This window comes from Paenibacillus nanensis (assembly GCF_003583765.1).
GTDB lineage: Bacteria > Bacillota > Bacilli > Paenibacillales > Paenibacillaceae > Pristimantibacillus > Pristimantibacillus nanensis.
Genome location: NZ_QXQA01000001.1, coordinates 456,147 through 478,564 on the forward strand (window position 1 = coordinate 456,147; position 22,418 = coordinate 478,564).

A 22,418-nucleotide genomic window follows, 5' to 3' on the forward strand; every position below is an offset into this window, starting at 1 on the left:
CTGCGAGAGGAGTTACCCGTTATGGTTCAAGATAAGACGTTATCCAGCAGGCTGTTCGATATCGTAAATTACGCGCTGCTGACGATCATCGCTTTGATCGCATTTATCCCGTTCGTCCATGTGGTCGCAGGCTCGTTCACGACCTCGGCCGAGATCGCCGCGAAAAAATTCGTGCTTATTCCGACCGTTTATAGTTTGGATGCTTACCAATACATCTTCTCAACAAATACGATTTTCCGCGCAATGAGCGTTTCGGTTGTCGTCACCTTGGTAGGCACCGCATTCAGCATGCTCGTTACCGCGCTGCTTGGGTACGCGCTGGCGCGGCGGGATTTGGACGGCCGCAGAGTGCTCATGTTCATGGTCGTGTTCACCATGCTGTTCAACGGCGGTCTCATTCCGACCTTTCTCGTCGTGCGGGAGGTCGGGCTGATCGATTCTTACGCCGCGCTGGTCGTGCCGATCGCGGTCAACGCTTTTAATCTCATCATTCTGAAAAACTTTTTCCAGAACATTCCCGAAGGACTCGAAGAATCGGCGAAGATCGACGGCTGCAACGATTTCGGGATTTTATTCCGCATCGTGCTGCCGCTGTCGCTTCCGGCGATCGCCACGATATCGCTGTTCTATGCGGTTACGTACTGGAACACGTATTTGAACGCGATTTTATATTTGAACGACGCGGCCAAATGGCCGATACAGGTGCTGCTTCGCCAAATCGTAATTTTGGCCAGCGGACTGGACGCCGACGCGTCCCTCGACAGCGAGGTGCCTCCTCCGGATCAAGCGGTGAAGATGGCCGTTATCGTCGTCGCGACAATACCGATATTGGCCGTCTATCCCTTCCTGCAGAAACACTTTGCCAAAGGCGCGCTGCTCGGGTCCATTAAAGGATAGAAGGGGAGGCGGCTGCGGATGGCTAAATATGATATAACGGCATTCGGCGCAATCGGCGACGGAGCTTTCGATAACACTTCAGCATTTTCTCATGCAATTGCGGCCTGCGCGGAAGGCGGGGGCGGCACTGTATATGTGCCGGCCGGCACGTACTTGACGGGCAGGATCAAGCTCGTCAGCCATATGACGCTGGAAATCGAGACAGGCGCGACGATTTTATTCAAGAATGAATTCGACGCCTATCCGGCGGAGAAGACGCGCTGGTCCGGCTACGAATGCTATGGCTATTCGCCGCTGCTGTTCGGAAGCGGTCTTGAACGGGTAGCCATTAAAGGCGGCGGTGTCATTGACGGTCAAGGGGACGCCTGGTGGCAGGCGTACCGTAAGCTCCGCTACGAGGGCGCCGTTCCGGAATCCTCCGTCCGGCTGGAGCTGCTTGAGCTCAACCGCGGGCTCCGGGAGAGGATACGCAGCAATATTGTCGAATGGGACACGCAATTCCTTCGGCCGCCTCTCTTGCAGCTGATCGACTGCCGAGACATTGCGATCGAAGGCGTTACGCTGCGGCATTCGCCGTTCTGGAATACGCATCTCGTTTATTGCGAAGGCGTGCGCATTACAGGCGTCGCTTTCATAAATCCGTCTGATGCGCCGAACGGCGACGGTCTTGACATCGACTCCTGCTCGGCCGTGCTTGTATCCAACTGCCGCTTTGATGTCGGCGACGATTGTTTATGTTTGAAATCCGGCATTGACGAGGACGGCAGGCGCGTCGGGCGTCCGACCGAATATGTGACGGTCACCAATTGTGTCATGAAGCACGGACACGGAGGCATCGTAATGGGCAGCGAGACGGCCGGGGGGATCCGGCACATTGTCGTATCGAACTGCTTGTTCATCGGCACGGACCGCGGCATCCGGATGAAGACGAACAGGGCCCGCGGCGGCGGGGTGGAGGACGTAAATATTAACGGCATACAAATGCGCGATGTGCTATGTCCGATTGTGATCAACGCGTTCTACCGGCACGGCATCGACGAGAGCAATCCGCTGCTGACCAGCCATGAGCCCGTTCCGATATCCGATGGGACGCCGGTTATTCGGCGAATCTCGATCAGCAACTTGACTGCGCGCAACGCGCTCGCTTCGGCGGGCTTCCTGTACGGCTTGCCCGAGATGCCGATCGAAGACGTGGAGCTAAGCCATATTACCGTCGAGATGACGGAGGATCCGGAAGAGGCGGGCGGGGAGCCCGATATGGTGAAGGAGCGCCTCGTTATGGCCGGCGAAGGCATGTACTTTAAGCATGTCAGGGGGCTAACGCTGCACCAGGTTCGCGTCGAGACGCGCCAAGGCCCAGCCGTACGGCTCGCGCAGACGGAAGGAGCGTTTATCGATGGCGTGCATATGCGCCGCCGGCACCTGAATACGGAGATTATCGAACAATAGGAGCAGAGGGAAGCTGCGGTTGCGGCTTCTTTTTTATTGGTTAAGCAGCGGCAAAATATACAATTACGCAACAATCTGCCTGTCCAAAGGGTATAATGGGATATATCATCATGACGTAAGAATAGGATGAATCATTATGCTTAAATTGCTGGGCAGAAGCATACGCGATTTCCGGGCTTCCTATAAAAAGCTGCTGTTTTTTGAATATTTGTACATGCTGGTCACCAGCTTTGTCATCATTCCGGTTATTACGTTCATTTTTAACCGTGTTTTGACCGTTGTCGGCTCGGGCAGGCTGCTGAACGGCGAGGTTTATCAAATCGGCTCCACCTACGAAGGGGTGCTTGGCTTACTCATGATCGGCTTGGTCGCATCGTTCGCGCTTTTTATCGAGCTGTGCGTCCTTGTCATCATGGTGCAGCAGCGTCTCGTCGGCAAATCGGTCGCCATCTCGGATGCGGTGCTGACGACGCTGCGCCAGACGCCCCGGCTGTTCGGATTCGGTATTGTGCAGCTGATCTTTTTTCTGCTGGTGCTTATTCCGTTTATCGAATCGCCGCTCTCCGAGTCGTTCTATGCGTTATTTAATGTGCCGATCTTTTTGCAGAGCAGAGTATTAAACGCTTCGGCAGCCATGACGATCGTCTACGTTCTGCTGCTAATTCTTCTGCTGTATACGGTGCTGAGGTGGATCTTCGTTCTTCATTTTATTACGCTGGAGGGCAAAACCATTACAGAGGCGATCAGGAGCAGTCTCATCCTCACGAGGGGGAGACGGCTGCAGCTGTTCTTCATGCTGTTCGCGGTGAATGCGCTCGTCATCGGAACGGGCTTCGGAACGCTGTCGCTGCTGTCCGCCCTGCCGTCTTGGCTCGATATTAACGTGCTCCTCGCGTTTACCAACCATTACTCTTTGACGCTGTCTACCATTTTGACGTACATGTTCGCACTGCTCATTATGCCGGTGAATATCATCTTCTTGACCCGCCTCTTCTATTATTTCGGCCATAACAAAGGGGTGAAGATGACGGACCGGCTGAACATTCGTCCAAGCTGGCTTGGAAGGCTGGAAAACCAAGCGGCCGAATATATGAAAAACCAAAGAAGAACCCGGCTTCTGTACGGAGCTGCAGCCGCGATTTATTTGAGTCTTGCGCTATTTGTGGGCTTCAAATCGAATGAAAGCCTGGTGTATGCCAAGTGGAGCGTGCTGATCTCAGCCCATCGGGGCGATTCCGAGGCTGTGCCGGAAAATTCGCTTCTGTCTGTCACATCCGCTATCGAAAAAGGCGTTCAGTCCGTCGAGCTGGATGTTCAGCTGACAAAGGACGGAGTCGCGGTGCTGCATCATGACTATAGCCTAAGACGAATGGCGGGCATTCCGGAAAGCGTGTCCGACCTTACCTATGACGAGCTGAGCAGGCTTTCGATCGGGCAGGACGCCGATCTGGCGGATATTCGGATTCCGATGTTAAGCGAGGCGCTCGCCGAAGCGAAGGGGCGCATTAAGCTGCTTCTTGATTTGAAGCCGTACGGGCCGGGCGAAGAGCTTGTGCGGGAAGTCGTCACGCTTGTTCAGCAATTCGAGATGGAGCAGGACGTCTACATTCAGTCGTTTGACGGCGACACGCTGAAGCTGATTCGGGCGATGGAGCCGGACATTAGAATCGGCCAAATTCTTTATTTTGCGCTGGGCGACCTTTCAAAGCTGGATGTGGACTTTTATACGATTGAAAAGGTGATGCTTACGAAGACGTTTGTCGAGCGGGCGCATGCGGACGGACGGGAGGTCTGGGTATGGACGGTAAACAGCGAGCGGAATTTGAAGGAAGTGCTGAAGTTTCAGATCGACGGCATTGTGACCGATTACCCGGTGCTTGCGCAATCGCTGGTGGAGCTTGATTTGTAAAAGCGGTTGATTATTTGGAGGAGAATGGATATGATGAGGAGGAATTGAAAGCCTGTATGTGACTGGCGGAGCATGGGGAACCATGAGGGAGCATATGAGGGGCTATAGCCGTACGCCTGGGCAGAGGTAAGGAGAAGCGTTCTCCTTGCCTCTTTATTTTTTTCACAAAGGAGCGAATGACCATATGGAAACCTATCCGCAGCGTTTATTTGAAAACCCGTATCCGGGGAGGACGATTATCGTCGGAATGACTCCATCCAGATCGCATTATGTTCAGGTGTATTGGATCATGGGGAGAAGCGTCAACAGCCGCAACCGTGTTTTTGTGCGCGAGGGCCGGATGGTGCGGAACAAGGCGTTCGACCCTGCGAAGCTGGAAGACCCGTCGCTTATTATTTATGATCCGATCCGGCACTTCGAGCATGTGCATATCGTTACGAACGGCGATCAGACGGACACGATTTATGAAGGATTACAATCGGGCCGGAGCTTCGAGCAATCGTTGATGCTGCGGGAGTTCGAGCCGGACGCGCCCCATTATACGCCGCGCATTTCCGCCATCATGGATACGAGATCGGGTAGCTGCTGCTTATCCATATTGAAGACAACGGAGAATGATCCCTCCGTTTGCTTGCGCCACTTCTATCATTACAGCCGTTTCAAAAAGGGCATCGGCCACTGCATCCATACCTACGCGTCGGAGAAGAACGGGATCTTGAAGCCCTTTGAAGGCGAGCCGTTCGAGACGCCGTTATTCGATTCGTTGGAGGAGACGGCGGACTTCTACTGGTCGCGCATTCACCCGGACAATAAAATCGCCTTGGCGGTCAAATTTATCGATACGCAAAGCGAAGAGATAAGCCTGTTCATTTGCAATAAAAACGAAGGCATCCGGTAAAAAATGATTTAAACGAGAGGTATGACATTTTATGTCGTACCTCTTGTTTTATAATGGGGGCATCTTCAATGAAAAGAGGTTAGCCTGTTATGCCAAAAACAAAAAGAGGCCGCGTGCTGTGGAAAATGCCATCGCGCGGAAGAGGCACATGCCCGATTTGCTCCAGCACGCGTATAAAGCTGTTGTATACGCAGACGAGCTCGAGCGGCAAATCCTTTCAAGTGTGCAAGCGCTGCTCGAACGCGCCGCAGGACCGGGTAGACGCCGCACTGATGTAAAGTCCTGTTGCAGGAAAGCCCATTTGGTGCTGTAATGAGGAGAACGACGTAAAAGAAGGGGCTGTTTGGGGATGAGCAATTTGCATCGTATCGGGTGGTTTGATCAGCAGGTGCGGGCGGGCGCCTACCCGAACAGCAGCCGTCTTGCCAAGCATTTCGAAATTTCGCAAAGGCAGGCCGCGCGCGATATCGAATATATGGTTACCTCGCTGCGCGCGCCTCTTCAATATGTGGCCAAGCATAGAGGCTATTGCTATGCGGATGATGCTTTTGTGCTGCCTCATTTGTATATGACGGACGAGGAGAAGCGGGTGCTGAAATATTTGGCGCATCGGTATCGGCATTATCATTACGACCATTCGGAGCAGGTTCAGCGCGTCGCCGATTTGCTTAGCCGATTTGAGGGCGAGGACATGCACGGCGATCCCGGTCTTGAACGCCTGCCCATATTCGATGCCGATCCGGTTATGATGCAGCATCTGGAGCTGATCTCGCGGGCTATTACGGAAAACCGTAGCCTGCACCTGATTTACAAGGACCAGAACGGTGAACGCAATCTGCATGGAAGCCCGATTAAATTTTATTCCCGCTATCACGCCGATTACGTCCTCCTATACACGGACAGCGGCGAGCAGCCCGTCAGCTTGAGACTGGACGGCATCATCCGGCTTTCCATCGGCGGCCCTGCCTCTATCGCGAATACCGGGATGAATGATACCGAATCGCAAGGAAGGAAGCCTGTCCGGGCTCCTTATCTCGCAAAAGTAAAATTGAAAGCACCCTTGAGCGGCGACAGCTGGCAAGGGTACCGCATTCAAATGCGGGAAGAGCTTTTTTATACGGTTATCTTTTATGACATGGACAGCTTCTTACAGCATCTGCTTGTCGCCGATTGGGAGGAGCTGCTGGCTCCGAAGTGGCTGAAGGAGAAGCTTCGAATCCGGTGCGAGCAGGCGATCAAACGATTGGATGAATCGATGTAGACAGCGAGGGGACGGGGAATGACACACGTCAGTCTTAAGGGGCTTACAATGGTGCGGGAGTCGAAGTCGTATATCGATAGTCTGCATGCCATTCTAACAGCGGCGCATTTATATGACGGACCCAAGTATAGACTTTCCGGCCTGACCGGCATGTCGTATAAATTCAGCGTGCATGAACGGCTGCTCCCTTTATCCGTGACAGCCTATGGCCAATGGGGGAGCGAGCACCGCCCCGCCGCTCATAATATAGGCTTGTTTTCGATAATCGACGCGGGCCGAACACGGCATCCGACATTCCGTCATTATCAGCAGGAGGCGGTCAAAAGAACGAAGCTCAGCCTGGATCAAGGCGTCGGCGTCATGTATTGGCTGCCCGAATTCGGAGTTATTGACGGCTATGATGACGAGGACCGCGTATTTTTTGTGCAGGACGGATGGTCGAGCGAGAAGCAAATCGTGCTCTACGATAACTTCGGGTTAAATTTCACGGAGTTTTGGTATTACGAAACGTTCGGGCGGAAAGTAGACATTCCGTATGAAGCGATGCTGCTGGAATCCATTCGTCTTGCGATTACGGATTGGGACACCCCCTACAAAACATTGCCCCATAAGGACATTGGATCGGGCAAGCTGGCTTACGATTTTTTTGTTCGGGCTCTGGAGCATGGGGATTTCGATGAACGCGGGGCAGTCTATATTCTAAATTCTTTTATCCAGTCCAGAAAAGAAATTCGCGCATACTTGCAGGAGGCGCGCGGCATATGGACTGAATGGGATCATGCTGCGGATTTGTTCCGCCAGCTAGCCGATTTATTCCCCGGTATGGAAAGCTGCATGATTGCGGCGGAAGGGGATAAACGCATCGATCGTCAGAAGACCGGCGAGCTGATCGGGCTTCTGCGCGCCGCGCAGGCCATCGAAGACGCTGCGGTTGACCGGTTTCGCGCAGTGTCCGCCGCTTATCCGGACCGGAAACGGTCGATCGTGCCGCGTTGGGGAGTCCATACGCCGAAATGATGAGATAGGGAGGGAAGGAGATGGCGGTAGTTATACCGGGTTTGAAAATGGTCATCGAATCCGAGTCCTATATGGACGCCATGCATGCCGTGTTAACGAATAAGGGATGGATGACGATGCCCAAGTATAGGCTCGCCGGCATGACGGCTGCCGCATTCCGCTTTACAGTGAACCGCCGCCTAACCCCGGAATCCCCCACGGCGTATAACTGGGTTGCCGAAAACTTTTTGGCGGCGGACTTTATCGGGGTAACGGCCGGTTCGGATGCAGGCTTCCGCTTCGACGCTGTATTTCCTCTATATCGGGAGCATGCCATCGCCCAGATTAAACGGGCGATCGACTCCGGGATAGGCGCGATTGTATGGAAGGACCGATTTGTCGTGGCAGCCGGCTATGACGATGAACGGCAATCGCTCTTCATTTCGAACGGGGTATCGGAGGAGCTGGAGGAGCTGCCATACGGATCGTTCGGCATGAATGCTTCTCCCTATTGGTACTATCAGGTATTGGGCAACCGGATCGAGCTTGATCCGATGGAAATATATAGGGAATCGCTCATGCAGGCCATCCATAAATGGGAGACGCATGACCCGATGCTTCCGGAAGCGGATTACGCATGCGGCCGTTCGGCCTACGATGCGATTATAAATGCGCTTCGGAACAGGAATTACGACCGGGATGGCATGCGGACTGTCACTCGTGCTTATGCTGCGGCCAAGCGAGACATTAGGCGGTACATGGAGACTCTTGAGTTGTGTTGGCCTCAGTTGAAGCGGGCAGCCAGTCATTACGCTTCAGTAGAGCTTAGCTTCCGAGAGGCGGCACGATTGGCGGCTTTGGACAATGAACTGACCGAAGAAGCAAATCGTAAGCTGATCAGGTTGTTCGCCATCGCCGCGCAGTCGGAGCAATCCGCGATTGATGTCATAAAAAGTTTCATGCGCGAGACCATTCATATTCGAAAACATGACATCGCTCTCCGATAAAGATCAGGGATAAGAAAAGTAATGGATAGCGTTCAGAGAGCTGGAGAACGCTATCCATTTCTATTTTCAGCGCTTACTTGAGCACATTGCTCTCCCAATTGAGCTGCGCCTGGAAAGCATACCGCTTCAGCTCTTCCTTCGATGGGGATGGCGCATTCTCTTCGGTGGACACGAGCACGAGTCTATATGTGCTATTCCATCCGACGCTTACCCCAAACGTTTCTAGAACTAAACGAGCCGGGATATAGGTTCGGCCGTTCTTTAAACGAGGAGGGGCTTCAATCTTTATGGCTTTTCCATTGACGTGGGCGGTTTTGGAATCGATGGTCAGTTCGATTGTCGTGCCGCCTAAGCTGGCAGTTACCTCCCTAGCGGCGGGATCCCAAGTAATCTTAGTCCCGAGTTTCGTCAGCAATTCACGGAAAGGAACGAGCGTATAGCCGTCTTGGATGAAAGGCTCATTCTGCAGCTGAAGCAGATGGTTATCCCATACAATAGCGGCAGCATAATCGATCTTGCCGGCTGGCGCTGCTTCGACCAACCATTCTCCGGCAGGAGGGAACGGTTTTTCAATCGGTTGATTCAAGAAATCAAGCCACTCGCCTGTATGGGCATCTATCGCCGGGTGCAAACCCTCTTGGAAGAAATTTATTTCAGGCTTGAGTCTCAACCGGTATGCCAGCTTTCCGTTTATATATTCTAAATTGAGATCGTACATGGAAAGCAGCCGTTTTTTAGCCAGAGCATCTGAGTAAGAGGGTTTTATTTTTTCAGGGATCGAGGGGTTCTCCCATTCATACTCAGACGGAATGGTTCCGTCGATTGCCAATACATAATTTGGGTGGAGCGCGTATACAAGTCTCGGCTGATCGGGATCTTTAATGGCCTGCCACTTCAGGAAGGGATCGACGGCATTATAGAGTAAATCTGCTGCCTCCTTCATGCTGATCATTGTAGGCGCCGCCTCATTAACCGTATTGGGCTGAAACGAGTGGTCGTCCCAGACAACGGAATAGGCTCTTACATCGCCCGTTACCCGGTCGACCGTCACGGACGCGCCATTCGACCCATCGCGGACGCCATCATGCGAACGATCGAAACGGAAAATGTGCAATCTAGAGGTGTGGAACTCCCTTCCAGCGATGTAATCGGAAATCGGATACGGATCATTCATCCAGCTGTCCTTCAGTTTCCACCCTTGCTGCTTCATAAATGTTACTGCAATATCTAAAGCCTCTTCAATAGAAAACTTAAAGGTGCTTTCGTCAAAGGGATCGCTCCCATACGGGTACACAAAATCAGACTGTAAACTGGCATTATACTGGACGATACTACCGTCCTTCGCGTTTAAGGTGATATAACCCTGCAGGTATGGGTTCTTGCTAATGTCGGTTTTGTCGCCCCTGAACCTTATTTCCCAATTGCCGCTATCGAGTTTAGCCGTTACTTTTACTCCATCTGGGATAAGATTCAAGCTGTCGGCCTGGCTGATGGCCTTTGCCTCGCTGTCGATCTTGCTTAAGGCTTGCGCTTGCATAGGCGTCGGCATGGCACTCAAAGCTATACCGAATGAAAGAGATGCGGCAAGAAAAAGCTTTGCAGTCCATCGTTTCTTCTTCACAAATTTACCACCGCTTCCATCGTTAGTTATCATTACGTAGAATTAAACGTACCTGGCCCGAAAATGTTGCGTTGTATGCATCGTATTGACATCCCGAATATTTCCATGCTAAGATCGTGACACGGTTATATTCAACGTTGGATATTCGGAATTGGATACGCAAAGGATGAATTCGAAGTGACCAATCTCATCATACTGGCTTTGCTCCGCGACCGGCCGATGCACGGCTATGAGATTCAGCAGACCATCCAAATGAGCCGCATGGACGAGTGGGCGAATCTCCTGTCCGGATCGATCTATTACGCCTTGAACAAGATGGAGCAGGACGGCCTTGTTCGAACGGAGGCGGAGGAGAGGACCGGCGCCCGCCTGCGTAAAATTTACGCGATTACCGAAAAGGGAGAGGAGTTGTTCCATCAGCTCGTCAGAGAGTCGCTGACGCTTCCGCCGCATTCGGTGAAGTCGGATTTCGGGCTTGGCCTCAACTGGATTGAAGCCATTCCGCGCGAGGAAGCGCTGGAGCTTCTGCGGCAAAATCTTAGCCAGGCGGAGATGACGTTAGACAATTGGCGCCGCGGCAAAGAAATTAAAGGACAGTACGGACTGTCGCCTTTTGTGCTCGCGTCCTTCGATAATGCCATTGCGATTTTGGAGCAGGATATTTCGTATTTGAACAGACTCATTCATCTATTGCAGCAGTAATAGTCGCCGTCATCGCTCGGCGATTTTTATTGCACCAATATCCAACGTTGGATATACGAACTTGGCTAAAGGGGTGCAGGATAATGCAAACGATGGTTCAAGCAAGCGGGATACAAAAAGCATATGGGAAACGAGCGGTGCTGCACGGGATCGATTTGACGATCGGGAAGGGAGAGGTGCTGGCTATTATCGGACCGAACGGCTCCGGCAAGTCGACGACGCTGGATATTATATTGGGGTTAAAGAAGCCGGATGCCGGCACCGTCTCGTATTGGCGCGAAAATCCGGCAAGCCATATCGGGGTGCAGCTGCAATCGACGCCTTTTTTTCCGGGGTTCAGCGCGCTTGAGAATATGAGAATGTTCGCCGCCTTCTATGGTCTCAAGCTTTCGGATAAGGAGCTTCGCGCGCAGCTGGAGCGCTGCGGTCTAGGCGACGCTGCAGGAACCCGGGCGGACCGCATGTCGGGCGGCCAGCAGAAGAGGCTTGCCATTGCGATGACGCTAATGCATCGGCCACAGCTGCTGTTCCTGGATGAGCCAACCGCAGCCTTGGACCCCCGCGCCCGCAAGGAAATTCGAGGACTTATTCAGACGCTGGCGGAATCGGGCGCGTCGATCGTGTTTACGTCCCATGACATGGAGGAAGTACACAAGCTTGCGACACGGGTTGTAATGATTTGCGAGGGGCGGGTCGAAGCATCCGGAACTCCTGACGAGCTGCTGGCGAAGTACGATGCGGACAGCTTGGAAGATATTTATATTCAATTGACGGACCATATTCAGTAATGCGATGAACAAGGAGGAGTTTAACAGATGGCTACCATAATTCGAACGATGCTTGCGGGGATTTTGCGCGATGTGCATACGTTGGTTTGGACGATTTTGTTTCCTGTCGGAATATTGCTTGGGTTAGGGCTTTATATGAATCAACCGGACTATTCCCAGCGGCTGCTGGCAGGCGTCCTGACAACGAATGTGCTGTTCGGCGCGGGGATGGTGACCGCCTTCTACGTCATGTCGCATCGCAACCGAGGCATATATAAGCTGCTTCGCGTGACGCCTTTCAAGACGGCGGCCTTTATTAGCTCGGTAACGGCAGCCCGTACGGCTCTGACGCTGCTCGTGAGCGGCGTGGTGATCCTAATAAGCGTTACGGTGCTGGACACTCGGTTAAGCGGGCGGGGCTTGCTGCTCATGCTGGTTATTTTGCTGGTGGGGACGACATGCTTGACGGCGGTCGGTTTTATTGCCGCCAATCTATCCAAGGATGAAAGCAACGTCAATATGATATCCAACGTCATGTGCTTCCCGATGCTGTTCACCAGCGAAGCGTTCTACAGCTTGCAGAATGCGCCGGAGTGGGTGCGCGTGATCGGCCGGCTGCTTCCCTTTCATTATTTTGTGGCTGCGATGGGCGAAGCCGTCCGGGAGCAGGTCGTATGGAGCAAGGTGCTGCCGCCGCTCGCCATGCTCGTCGGCTTTGCCGTTCTATGCCTCGCGATAGCGGCGCTGACCTTCCGCTGGGATGCGGACGGGTCCGCCGCAGGCGGGAGAAAGTGGAAGCGGCGGTCCGGCGGCATGGATGCGAAGGCCTAAAGCGATAAGCGGCTAGGCGTTTGCAGCGGCAGCTTGCATCAGCTCGAATATTTTACGGGTCGTGTTAACGTTTCGTACGGTTACCCGAGAATAGATTTTGGTTCCAATGATTTTATGCATGCCGCTTTTGGCCGCATTTTCCCGGTCCACGGACCAAAGCACCGCGCCTGGAGCATAGATCACCCGGTCGTATTCGGGGCGAATGTCCAGCTTGTCCAGCACGGCTTCTTCATCGATGTCGTCCCATAAGAACAGGACGTCGCTTTTCATCGTCTGGTCATTGGTCCAGGTCTCCGGCAAGGAATCGATCACCTTGCGATATTCATCCATGCTCCGAATCAACACTTTTATCGACAAGCCGAAATGCTCCAGAATCGTTTTTTCCAGCAGGGCCGACAGCTCGTCCTTGTTGAGCTCCTGGTTCTTGAATATGATATTGCCCGTGTTGATATAAGTGACGACATGCTGCATGCCGGCATGCTCGAACGCGGCTTTTAACTGCTTCATATCGATTTTGTTATTGCCGCCGACATTAATTCCGCGCAGCAGCGCAACATAGATCATGCGATCAGCTCCCCGTTTTTGAGTAACTCTATTATAGCAAAACTTCCATTTTGAGGGCGGAGGGTCAAGCATCGGCTCCTTCAGAGGGCCGAAGCGGCTGTTAGCTCCCTTCCTCGAATCAGGTCCACCGCGCAGCCCACAGCTTCATTTCCTTCAAAATGTTGTGGAGATCCTCGCCTTTGGGCGTAAGCCTGTATTCGACCGTGACAGGGACGGTGGGGAATACTTCGCGCTCGAGCACGCCTCGTTCTTCCAAATGACGAAGCGTGGATGTCAGCGCGCGCGGACTGATCGCGGGAATGAGCCGCTGCAGCTCGCCGAATCTTTTTTTGCCGCCGAACAGCTCTCTCAGTACGAGGAACGCCCACTTGCCGCCGAGGACGTCGAGCGTTTTTTCGATGTTGCATGCAATATGGGAAGGATCTTTCGGAATGTAATTGTTCGCATTCATGAAATCTCACCTCTTGTAATATAGTTACTTTAAGTATAGTAGCTATCCTTCTGCGAATAAAGTAAGGATATTTTCACTACTTTCGCGCGGCCTCAACCTTTACTAGAATAGAAGGGCAGGCAAATTTGGGGAGGAGATGAATACATGCAATTTCGGAAGTTAGGCAAAAGCGGCTTGAAGGTAAGCGAGATCAGTCTTGGCAGCTGGTTGACATACGGCGGATACGTAGAGCGCGAAAACGCGGTCAAATCGATCCAAACGGCATACGGACTCGGCATCAACTTCTTTGATACGGCGAACGTGTACGAACGCGGCGCGGCGGAGACTTTGATGGGAGAGGCGCTGAAGGCGTTCCCTCGCGAATCCTACGTGCTGGCGACAAAAGTGTTCTGGCCGATGGGAGACGGTCCGAATGACCGGGGCTTGTCCCGCAAGCATGTGATGGAGCAGTGTCATGCCAGCCTGAAGCGGCTCGGCGCGGATTACGTCGACATCTATTACTGTCATCGCCACGACCCTGAAACGCCGATGGAAGAGACGCTCCGGGCGTTAGACGATCTCGTTCGCCAAGGCAAAGTGCTGTATGTCGGCGTCAGCGAATGGACGGCGTCGCAGATGGCGGAAGCCCATGGGATTGCGGACCGCTATTTGCTGGATCGCATCGTCGTCAATCAGCCGGTTTACAATATGTTTAACCGTTACATTGAGAAGGAAGTGATTCCTTACGGCGAGCGCGGCGGCATTGGCCAAGTCGTATTCTCGCCTCTCGCACAGGGTTTGCTGACGGGCAAATACAGCTCGGCTCAAGACATCCCGGCGGACAGCAGGGCGGCGAAGCTGGATCATATGCGCAAAAACGTGACCGAAGACAAAATCCGTAAGGTGCAGGAGCTGGCAAAGGTCGCTTCCGAGCTGGATTTAACGGTAGGGCAGCTGGCTCTCGCATGGATTCTGCGCCAGCCGAACGTAAGCAGCGCCCTGGTCGGCGCCAGCCGTCCGGAGCAAGTGGAAGAGAACGCAAAGGCGTCGGGCGTTAAGCTTAGCGCGGATGTTATAGACCGTATTGAGCAAATTTTGGCTTAAATGATCGAAGGCGGCAGTCCAATAGGGGCTGCCGCCTTTCTTCGCTTATCGAGACGGAATGTTCAGCTCCCGAACGATTTCATTTTCACAGCATTCCATCTGTCTGAACCCTAAGGAAGCATATAAGCTCGCCGCCGTTCCATTCTCAGGCCGATGCCCAAGCCTGATTGTATGACAGCCATGGGCTTCCGCCATGTAACGAATCAGCGCCTTCATGCCGGCTCGGCCTAAGCCGCGGCTTTGAAAGTGGCGGTCGATCATGTAAGCCATTATCCAATAACAGCCGTCATCGGGGTCGACAGCATAAACCGCGAGTCCGGCAAGCTGTTCCCCGGTATAAACGGCTAACGGAGTAAAGCCGCAATATGCCGATTCGGCGAGCCAATAGACGGCGGGAACGGGAAAAAGCGTCTTCTGCTCTTCCGTTACCTCAAGCTGGGTACAAGCATACCAATTGTACGGGCCTACGGGTCGAAGACTAATGTTCGGGCAGTTACGCTCCGTAATTGAATCGCATAGGCGAGTCAGCTTCTCCGCTAGGCGAACGGCCCATTCTGGGGCGGTGGAAGCATCGGTTTGCAGCCACATCATATCCTGATTGCCTCCCAGTGCCAAGAGAGGCCTGGTCATCCTTAATGGAATCGACCCCTCAAAGGCTTGTTTTTTAGAAATCCGATATTCAACACACCATCACTCCTTTAATCGTTGTAGGGCTGATAGAGTCGCTTCTTTTCACCAGGATGATACCCCCGTTGCCTATTGTCGGTTAACCGGCCTTAGGCGTTCAAGGTAGAATACGGCTTAAAAGGAACAATCCTCCGATGAACTGCCGCTTGTTAGAGTGACGCATTCCGTTCCGATCGTTTATAATTGTTTTCTAAAATAGGGCAATCCCATCGGAGGCTGCAAGCCGTGCAAAAAATAATGTGGATGAAGCAAGGGGCAGACAAAATGGTGAGGCTTAGACTAGCCTACGCCATCGCAGTCCTGCTCGCGATAATGGCGGGACTCGCTTCAAGAATGCCATGGAGTCTGCTGCCTGACTTTGTTAGGGAACATTTCGGCGATGCGTTATGGGCAAGTATGATCTATTACGGTTTTCGCGTGCTTGGTCCTCGCAGAGGGATGGCATGGGCGCTTGTTTGCGGCTTCCTGTTTTGCATCGCGATCGAGTTCAGCCAGCTTTATCAAGCGGAGCGGCTGAATGATGTTAGAGCTACTGTAATAGGCGGGCTTGTCCTTGGACATGGATTTCTTCCTGTCGACTTGGTCAGGTATGGGGCTGGTGTTTTATTTGCGTACGGGGCGGATCGATTGATATCCTATTGCTATAACCGGAGAAAGAAGGGACTTCATTGAATAACACGATTTCACTAATAGATGCGTTCAAGCAAGCGAAATATCCATTGCCGGGACATGGCAAACGGAACGTGCAGGTGCTGAAGACCGCATTTGAGCAGGTAGACGGAGAAATGGAAAGCGATATGTACGGGGCCGGCGAGGTCATCGAAGGGTATCAGCACAAAATGGCGAAGCTGCTCGGCAAGGAATCGGCGGTATTTTTTCCAAGCGGGACAATGGCGCAGCAGATCGCGCTTCGTATTTGGTCCGACGTTAAGGGGAATAAAAAGGTGGCTTATCATCCGACCTGCCATTTGGAGATCCATGAGAAAGACGGACTGAAGGAGCTGCATCATTTGGAGCCGATTCTTCTGGCCGATGAGTCGAGGCCCGTTCTTCTGAAGGATCTCGAAGGGCTTCAGGAAGAGGCCGCTTGCGTGCTGCTGGAGCTTCCCCAGAGGGAGATCGGCGGTCAGCTGCCGGCGTTTGAAGAGCTTGAGGCGATGTCGGCGTTTTGCCGGGAGAGAGGGATAAAGCTTCATTTGGACGGAGCGAGGCTGTTCGAGGTGCTTCCTTATTACGGGAAATCGGCCGAGGAGGTTTGCGCGCTGTTCGACAGCGTATATATCTCGGTGTACAAGGGGATCGGCGGCATTGCGGGAGCAGTCCTTGCCGGTGACCGGGACTTCACCGAACAGTCGAAGGTTTGGAAAAGACGCCATGGCGGAGATTTGATCAGCTTGTACCCGTACATTGTGGCAGCCGATTATTACATGGAGCGTCGCCTTCCGCTCATGGAGAAGTATTACCATGAGGCGAAGGAGCTGGCGGTGTTGTATAACGGCTGCGAGTTGCTCCGGACCGTGCCGGCCGTGCCCGTGTCGAACATGTTCCATGTTCATTCGGAACGAAGCAAAGAGCAGCTGGAGCAAATATTCGCTGGCGTTACCTTAGAGACAGGCGTCGGGTTTACGCAATCGGTGCGGGAGAAGAAGGACGGAGGAGCTTACTTCGAAATAAGCTTAGGTGACCGTTATGGAGAAGCGCCTCGCCCAATCGTTGCCGAAGCCTTCCGGTTGCTGGACCAAAGGCTGAAAGCGGCGGAAGCCGTTTAAGAAAACGCGAGCTGGGTATTCGTAACACATCCGTTTCGCCCACAATATGATGGGTCTAGAACAAATTAAAGAGGTGAGCGGATGGCAGTTGTAAAAGCCAGGAGCCGGGATATTGATATGTTGGCAAGATTGCTTCGAGCAGAAGCGGTTGGCGAAGGCGAAATGGGCATGCTTCTTGTTGGAAATGTCGGGATTAACAGGGTAAGAGCAAATTGCTCCGATTTTAAAGGACTTCGGACAATTCCGCAGATGATCAATCAGCCGCATGCGTTTGAAGCGCTGCAGCACGGGATGTTCTACGAAGGAGCTAGAGAAAGAGAACGCCGGCTGGCGCAAAGGGTCGTCAACGGCGAGTGGTTCTGGCCGGCAAGGTTCTCACTCTGGTATTTTCGTCCGGGAACGGCCCAAAACCCTCTGCCATGTCCGCCGACATGGTACGACCAGCCGCTTGTCGGGCGGCACAAGCTTCATTGTTTCTATGAACCAACTGCGGAAGAATGCGAAAACGTCTATAACATTTTTTAAGGGTAAGCTCCTCTTGGTGTCCCGTACACTCAGAGGAGTTTTTTATTACGGCTATATACTCGGTTTGCCGCAACCTGGTGATAACCGCAGACGTTCAATAAGATAGGGCGGGCTGCAAAAGCACAAGTTGCCACTCTTCAAGCTGCCAGAGAGGAGAATGTTCTGTGAGTGAAATCGTTTCAACTATTATTTCTTTGTCAGCAAAGTTGTCTGAGGACGAAAAAGAGTCCGTTTTAACAAGACTGGCAACCCATTTTAGAAAGTCGTTTCAGCTTAATGCAGCAGAGCTATCCTCCATGAGTCAGGAACAATTGGAAATCATTAAAGATACACTAAACGGCTTCATTCTTACAAAAGAAAACGCGCCTATTATGGCCGAAGCGTACGAACGGTATAAAAACATGGATTTACCTCGAAAGGTCTCCTTCGGCCGCCTAGAAGACAGGTAATCATATCGTGAAGCATAGGACGAAATCAAAAACAGGGATTGCACCCATGCCGGGGCAATCCCTGCTCGTTATTTGCCGGCTTTGATCATTAAAGGCTCCGCCTGTTTGATCGTAACGCCGGTAGTCGCTTCGAAATCGTACATCGCCTTAGCCGTCTCCGAGAAGCGGTCCAGCTCGTTGTAGGCCGGGATGCCGTGGTAGGCCATGTCGAGGCCTTCCTCTTCCTCCTCCGAGGAAGCGCGCAGTCCGACGGTTGCTTTCGCGATGTAGGCAATTGCCGCGCCGCCCGCAAAACCCCAAATGCAGATTACGAGCGCGCCGAGCGATTGCGTGCCAAGCAGGCTGGCTCCGCCGCCTGTGAATAGGCCGCCCTCCGCATCGAATAGGCCGACTGCAATGGTGCCGAACGCGCCGTTAAATCCGTGCACGGCCACCGCGCCGACGGGGTCGTCGATTTTCAGGCGGTCTATGAACAACGTAGCGCCGATTACGAGCAGGCCGGCAACGAGACCGATCAGCACGGCCTGCCATTGATTCACGTAAGCGCAGCCTGCGGTTATCGCGACTAAGCCGGATAACGAACCGTTCATCACCATGCTAGGGTCCGTCTTGCCGAAACGGAACATCGTGAAGAGCATCGAGGACGCGCCGCCTGCCGCGGCCGCAAGCATCGTGTTTAAGGCGATGGCGGGCAGCATCGCATCGCCTGCGCTGAGCGTGCTGCCCGCGTTAAAGCCGAACCATCCGAACCAAAGCACGAACACGCCTGCCGATGCGAGAGGGATGTTGGACGGCGCGAAGACGTTCACGCTTCCGTCCGTGTAGCGGCCTTTGCGCGGACCGAGAATCCAGGCGATCGCAAGGGCCGCCGATCCGCCAAGCAAGTGGATGACCGCGGAGCCCGCGAAATCCTTCATGCCCATCTGCGCAAGCCAGCCGTCAGCATTCCACACCCAATGGCCGGAGACAGGGTAAAGCAGCAGCGTCAGGAACGCGGCAACCAGCACATATGCTTTAAAGTTCATGCGCTCCGCCACCGCGCCGGACACGATGGAGATGCAAGCGATCGCGAATCCGATTTGGAACAGGACATAGGCGGCGGGAGGGAGATCGATCGCTAGCTGAATGTCGTCAGGGGCGCCGAATAAGGAAGTGCCGATGAAGCCGCCCGCATCATCCCCGAACATAAACCCAAAGCCGATTGCCCAGAATGCCAGAGCGCCGATGGTGAGATCGACAAAAATTTTCATCGTAACGTTTACCGCATTTTTCGTGCGCACAAGCCCGGCTTCCAGCAAGCTGAAGCCGCCTTCCATGAACAGAACCATAGCCGCCGCAAGAACGACCCATATCGTATTCAAATGAATAGTTTCCGCCATCCTGCATTACCTCTCTTCCTTCAGCGGCCGCAGCTCGTCGATTGACTCGTCCACCTGGCCTGTCCGAATGTTAATCGCCTGCTCGACCGATGTGATGAAAATTTTCCCGTCCCCGGCTTCTCCGGTCTGGGCGGCGGCGATAATCGTTTCGACCGTCTTTTCCACTAAAAAATCAGAGATTACAATTTCCATCTTCACTTTCGGATGAAGACTCATGGTGAAATTACGGCCCCGGTAAATGCCGCTTCGGTCCTTCTGCATGCCGCGTCCTACGACTTGGTTAACCGTAAACGCCGTTACGCCGATGCTATGCAACGCTTTGATCGTATCATGCAGCTTTTGCGGTCGTAGAATGGCTTCGATCTTTTTCAATCGGGCAGCCCCCTTATAAAGTGTATATTTTATACAATCGACTGTACATTACCTACAAAATATATGTTACAATATCTCACATCACTGAAAAATCGTCAATACTTAAACGAAAATCAATTGAAAGAAGATGTTTAGATCTGAAAAATAGAATTTTGGAGTAAGATTACATGTCATGAGAGGTGGGGGAGGAGGCGGCTATTCAAGTGAAGAAGGGGCCCGTATAGAAAAGAAACGGCCATCCGGAAAGATGGCCGTTTCTTTTCTTTGGCTAATAAGACATCCGATTTTCAGTTCCTATGCCGCTAAGGGCTAAGGGCCGCCGGCGCATTTAAGCTTGACTGCTGCCGCGGCGCTCCGCCGGCTCTACCCGGTACAGCGACCTCCCGTTAGCATCTGAAGCGGCGCCGCTGTCTTGAGCGGGGGAAATAGCCCAGCCGAACGAAAGGACAGAGGCAAGCAAAGCGGCATCCTCCTCCGTCAAGCTGGCAATGACGGCTTCTTGTCCGGGCTCCAGCACCAGCTCGGCCTCTTGCCCTAGAGCGACTAGAATCCAGCTGTGAATGCCGCGAATCGTATTGTATTTAATCTGATAGCCTTCCTGCACAGCTTGAGCTAATGTCTCCGCATGCTCCCGAGCAAATGCGGTTAACCCCGTATAGTCAAATTGGAATTTGCTTTCATCCTTCGGCAGGTCTCCGGCGTGAATTTTGGCGAGCAGCTCATCGCTTGGCCAGCCGTGCGCTTTTAGCGATTCCAGCATGAGCGCATCCCATTGCGACAGCTTTGTTTTTGTTCCCATTTTCATCTCTCCTTGGCGCATGCGGCTATATGAGAAAGCAAGAGACAGCCTAGAAAGGGTGTCTCTTGCTCTCATCCGCTTATTTGCTGGCTTTGTAGGCGTTCAAGAATTCCTTCACCTTCGCCGAATCGGCTTTCAGCTCAAGGCCGGTCTGCACGAGCGGGCTCAGGGTGGAAGTCGCTTTGAACTTATTGCCTGCGTAGTAAGCCAAAATTTCGTCTTGGTTAATGGAGTACAGAACGGCTTTTCTCAAATCCGCGCTTTCCGCTACCGGACGGTTTTTCGTATTGAACAGCAGGTACGATACGGCGTTGCTCGGAATGGTTTGGAGCGCCAGCTTGCTGTCGCCTTTGACAACGTCGTATTTCGTTTCGCTTACGCCGTAGTACAAATGAATCTCGCCGCTGCGAAGCGCGGAGAGGGAGCTGTCGGCATCTTTGATGAAGCGGATTTTAATATTGTTGATTCTTGGCTCATGCTCGGTGCCTTTCATGTAGCCCGGGTTTTTGTAGAAAATCGCTTCGTAATCGTTTTTGTAGGACAAGATGTACGGACCGCTTGTATACAGCGTGTTATTGTACTGGCTGCCTTCAGTGACCGTGTTTTGGTCGCCGTAAGGGATGTCTTTGTTGACGTCGAAGGTTGCGACGTCGTACGTATTGATGGCTTCAACCTGCTTTTTGGACACGATGCCTGCGGATTGGTGAGCCAGATAGTTCAGCACTTGCGGGAAAGGCGTTGTTGTCGTCAGCTTCACGACTTGGTACTTGCCTCCAGCGTTATCGGCTTGCGTCTTGTCAGCGACAAGGGAAGAAATTTTAGAATCAAGGCCTTTCTCAAGAGCGGCTTTGACCGTTTCGCTGCTGCCGGAAACTTTGATGGATTCAAGCGTTGCAACGTCTGTCACGAGCTCTACGTTCTGAATGTGCTCATGAAGTGTATACGTGCGATGGTCAGGCACGGAATTTTTATCCTTCGCGCGGTTCAGCGAGAAGATCACGTCGTCTGCGCCTACGCGCTCGCCTGTGTCGACAGCCAGCTTGTCCTTAATTTGGGCAAAGTTGATGTCGTCTCTCAAAATGAAGTAATACTCGCTGTTGCCTTCGGCAATCGCATGGTTCAGCGACAGGGAGCCTTCGGACGTGATTTTATCGTCATCCGTCAAGTTCACCAGACGAACGTACATGTTGGTGTTGATGATGTTAATGGAACCGTCGTTGCCTTTGATCGGGTCGAGCGACGTCAGAGTCGGCATCGTGGACTGAAGGACAAGCGCTTCCGAAGCCCGTTTGGACGTGTCGTTAAAGTCGAGCTCCTCCCATGGCAGGGAGCGCGATTTCGAGATGCGGACGGAATCCTTGTTCAGCACCTCTTGATTGAACGCTTGCGCTTTGAGAGAGTTATAGAGCGGCGCGATGTACGCTTTCTCGAACACAAGCTGCTCTTCGAATTTTTTGTACGTTTCTTTGAATTGCTCCGGCGTTTGCGCAGCCGCTTCGTCGATCAGAGCGTCGATTTCGGAATCTGCCAGGATGCTGTAGTCGCCGCCTGTTTTAAACAGGGAGCGGACCGCGTAATCCGGGTTGCCGGTAACGGTTGTCCAGCTCGACAGCGCAATATCGTAATTGCCCGCATCCTGCTGTGCCTTGAAAGTGCCATAGTCGGCTTGGATGTTCAGCTTGACGTTAAAGCCGTTTTTGGAAAGCTGGTCGCGTACGATGTTAAGATCGGCTTCGTTCGCGCTCATGCCGAGCAGCTCGATGTCCACCGCGCTGTTGTCGGCGGCCGTTTCTGTTCCCTCTGTCGGTGCAGGGACCTCGGAGACTTCATTCTTTGTCGTTACCTTGCAGCCGCTAAGCATAATGGACAGACTAAGCAGCAGCACGGCGGCAATTTTGCCTTTGTTCTTCATGGTTTTCCCCTCCAGTTCATGTATAAAAAAATATCTATATTTAACTCACATTCATTCATCGTCCATTCATGCTTGGAAACGTAGAAGTCG

General features: G+C 52.9%; 24 protein-coding genes and 1 riboswitch. Of the genes, 16 read left to right on the forward strand and 8 right to left on the reverse strand.

Translation table 11 applies throughout. The features are described 5' to 3' along the window. The first annotated feature begins 21 nt into the window (after window positions 1–21). The 8 genes from D3P08_RS01945 to D3P08_RS01980 all read left to right on the forward strand — a co-directional run bounded on the left by D3P08_RS01945 (window position 22) and on the right by D3P08_RS01980 (window position 8,417). Window positions 22–897 carry a carbohydrate ABC transporter permease gene (locus D3P08_RS01945; protein ID WP_119597728.1) on the forward strand — a complete coding sequence of 292 codons (876 nt, stop codon included), beginning with the start codon at window positions 22–24 and terminating at the stop codon, window positions 895–897. A gap of 18 nt (window positions 898–915) precedes the next feature. Further along, window positions 916–2,346 carry a glycoside hydrolase family 28 protein gene (locus D3P08_RS01950; protein ID WP_119597729.1) on the forward strand — a complete coding sequence of 477 codons (1,431 nt, stop codon included), beginning with the start codon at window positions 916–918 and terminating at the stop codon, window positions 2,344–2,346. A 136-nt stretch (window positions 2,347–2,482) separates the two neighbouring features. After that, on the forward strand, window positions 2,483–4,255 hold the full coding sequence (locus tag D3P08_RS01955) for a glycerophosphodiester phosphodiesterase (RefSeq protein ID WP_119597730.1): 1,773 nt from the start codon (window positions 2,483–2,485) through the stop codon (window positions 4,253–4,255). 48 nt (window positions 4,256–4,303) lie between these two features. Next, window positions 4,304–4,384: riboswitch (ZMP/ZTP riboswitch) on the forward strand. A 55-nt stretch (window positions 4,385–4,439) separates the two neighbouring features. Next, window positions 4,440–5,153, forward strand: coding sequence for an IMP cyclohydrolase (locus D3P08_RS01960; RefSeq protein WP_119597999.1), 714 nt, complete (start codon window positions 4,440–4,442; stop codon window positions 5,151–5,153). Window positions 5,154–5,242: 89 nt separating this feature from the next. Next, complete coding sequence (locus D3P08_RS01965) at window positions 5,243–5,431, forward strand: hypothetical protein (RefSeq protein ID WP_119597731.1); 189 nt, start codon at window positions 5,243–5,245, stop codon at window positions 5,429–5,431. 71 nt (window positions 5,432–5,502) lie between these two features. Then, window positions 5,503–6,414: a helix-turn-helix transcriptional regulator gene (locus D3P08_RS01970; protein ID WP_119597732.1), complete on the forward strand. Its 912-nt coding sequence runs from the start codon at window positions 5,503–5,505 to the stop codon at window positions 6,412–6,414. 18 nt (window positions 6,415–6,432) lie between these two features. After that, the gene (locus D3P08_RS01975) at window positions 6,433–7,431 is read left to right on the forward strand and encodes a hypothetical protein (RefSeq protein ID WP_119597733.1); all 999 of its coding nucleotides are present in this window, start codon (window positions 6,433–6,435) and stop codon (window positions 7,429–7,431) included. Between the two features lie 20 nt (window positions 7,432–7,451). Further along, window positions 7,452–8,417, forward strand: coding sequence for a hypothetical protein (locus D3P08_RS01980; protein ID WP_119597734.1), 966 nt, complete (start codon window positions 7,452–7,454; stop codon window positions 8,415–8,417). Between the two features lie 73 nt (window positions 8,418–8,490). On the opposite strand, the gene D3P08_RS01985 is transcribed toward D3P08_RS01980, so the two are convergent. Then, window positions 8,491–10,038 (reverse strand): copper amine oxidase N-terminal domain-containing protein, encoded by a 1,548-nt coding sequence (locus D3P08_RS01985; protein WP_162848335.1) that lies wholly within the window; start codon window positions 10,036–10,038, stop codon window positions 8,491–8,493. Window positions 10,039–10,215: 177 nt separating this feature from the next. Here D3P08_RS01985 and D3P08_RS01990 point away from each other — a divergent pair, with 177 nt between their 5' ends. From D3P08_RS01990 to D3P08_RS02000, 3 genes are all read left to right on the forward strand, one after another. Further along, window positions 10,216–10,740: a PadR family transcriptional regulator gene (locus D3P08_RS01990; protein ID WP_119597736.1), complete on the forward strand. Its 525-nt coding sequence runs from the start codon at window positions 10,216–10,218 to the stop codon at window positions 10,738–10,740. A gap of 83 nt (window positions 10,741–10,823) precedes the next feature. Then, window positions 10,824–11,528: an ABC transporter ATP-binding protein gene (locus D3P08_RS01995; RefSeq protein WP_119597737.1), complete on the forward strand. Its 705-nt coding sequence runs from the start codon at window positions 10,824–10,826 to the stop codon at window positions 11,526–11,528. 27 nt (window positions 11,529–11,555) lie between these two features. Continuing rightward, window positions 11,556–12,338, forward strand: a complete 783-nt coding sequence (locus tag D3P08_RS02000; RefSeq protein ID WP_119597738.1) for an ABC transporter permease — start codon at window positions 11,556–11,558, stop codon at window positions 12,336–12,338. A gap of 12 nt (window positions 12,339–12,350) precedes the next feature. Here the strand turns inward: D3P08_RS02000 and D3P08_RS02005 are convergent, their stop codons facing one another. Together D3P08_RS02005 and D3P08_RS02010 are read right to left on the reverse strand one after the other, a co-directional pair. Continuing rightward, a complete protein-coding gene (locus D3P08_RS02005; RefSeq protein ID WP_119597739.1) occupies window positions 12,351–12,902 on the reverse strand; it encodes a DUF1697 domain-containing protein in 552 nt (183 codons plus the stop codon). 118 nt (window positions 12,903–13,020) lie between these two features. Further along, the gene (locus D3P08_RS02010; protein WP_119597740.1) at window positions 13,021–13,353 is read right to left on the reverse strand and encodes a winged helix-turn-helix transcriptional regulator; all 333 of its coding nucleotides are present in this window, start codon (window positions 13,351–13,353) and stop codon (window positions 13,021–13,023) included. Window positions 13,354–13,497: 144 nt separating this feature from the next. On the opposite strand from D3P08_RS02010, the gene D3P08_RS02015 reads away from it, so the two are divergent. Further along, on the forward strand, window positions 13,498–14,436 hold the full coding sequence (locus D3P08_RS02015; protein WP_119597741.1) for an aldo/keto reductase family protein: 939 nt from the start codon (window positions 13,498–13,500) through the stop codon (window positions 14,434–14,436). A 45-nt stretch (window positions 14,437–14,481) separates the two neighbouring features. Here the strand turns inward: D3P08_RS02015 and D3P08_RS02020 are convergent, their stop codons facing one another. Then, the gene (locus D3P08_RS02020; protein WP_119597742.1) at window positions 14,482–15,027 is read right to left on the reverse strand and encodes a GNAT family N-acetyltransferase; all 546 of its coding nucleotides are present in this window, start codon (window positions 15,025–15,027) and stop codon (window positions 14,482–14,484) included. A gap of 321 nt (window positions 15,028–15,348) precedes the next feature. Here D3P08_RS02020 and D3P08_RS02025 point away from each other — a divergent pair, with 321 nt between their 5' ends. From D3P08_RS02025 to D3P08_RS02040, 4 genes are all read left to right on the forward strand, one after another. Then, a complete protein-coding gene (locus tag D3P08_RS02025) occupies window positions 15,349–15,795 on the forward strand; it encodes a ribosomal maturation YjgA family protein (protein ID WP_240647200.1) in 447 nt (148 codons plus the stop codon). Further along, window positions 15,792–16,892, forward strand: a complete 1,101-nt coding sequence (locus tag D3P08_RS02030; protein ID WP_119597743.1) for a threonine aldolase family protein — start codon at window positions 15,792–15,794, stop codon at window positions 16,890–16,892. The genes D3P08_RS02025 and D3P08_RS02030 overlap by 4 nt, the downstream gene beginning before the upstream one ends. 81 nt (window positions 16,893–16,973) lie before the next feature. Further along, a complete protein-coding gene (locus D3P08_RS02035; protein WP_119597744.1) occupies window positions 16,974–17,417 on the forward strand; it encodes a cell wall hydrolase in 444 nt (147 codons plus the stop codon). Between the two features lie 164 nt (window positions 17,418–17,581). Further along, complete coding sequence (locus tag D3P08_RS02040; protein WP_119597745.1) at window positions 17,582–17,866, forward strand: hypothetical protein; 285 nt, start codon at window positions 17,582–17,584, stop codon at window positions 17,864–17,866. Window positions 17,867–17,934: 68 nt separating this feature from the next. Here the strand turns inward: D3P08_RS02040 and D3P08_RS02045 are convergent, their stop codons facing one another. The 4 genes from D3P08_RS02045 to D3P08_RS02060 form a co-directional block, all read right to left on the reverse strand. Beyond that, a complete protein-coding gene (locus D3P08_RS02045; protein WP_119597746.1) occupies window positions 17,935–19,245 on the reverse strand; it encodes an ammonium transporter in 1,311 nt (436 codons plus the stop codon). A gap of 6 nt (window positions 19,246–19,251) precedes the next feature. Beyond that, on the reverse strand, window positions 19,252–19,617 hold the full coding sequence (locus D3P08_RS02050; RefSeq protein WP_119597747.1) for a P-II family nitrogen regulator: 366 nt from the start codon (window positions 19,615–19,617) through the stop codon (window positions 19,252–19,254). 328 nt (window positions 19,618–19,945) lie between these two features. Next, window positions 19,946–20,416, reverse strand: a complete 471-nt coding sequence (locus tag D3P08_RS02055) for a hypothetical protein (RefSeq protein WP_119597748.1) — start codon at window positions 20,414–20,416, stop codon at window positions 19,946–19,948. A gap of 79 nt (window positions 20,417–20,495) precedes the next feature. Next, entirely contained in the window at window positions 20,496–22,328 is a 1,833-nt protein-coding gene (locus D3P08_RS02060) for an ABC transporter substrate-binding protein (protein ID WP_119597749.1), read from the reverse strand. Window positions 22,329–22,418 lie beyond the last annotated feature (90 nt).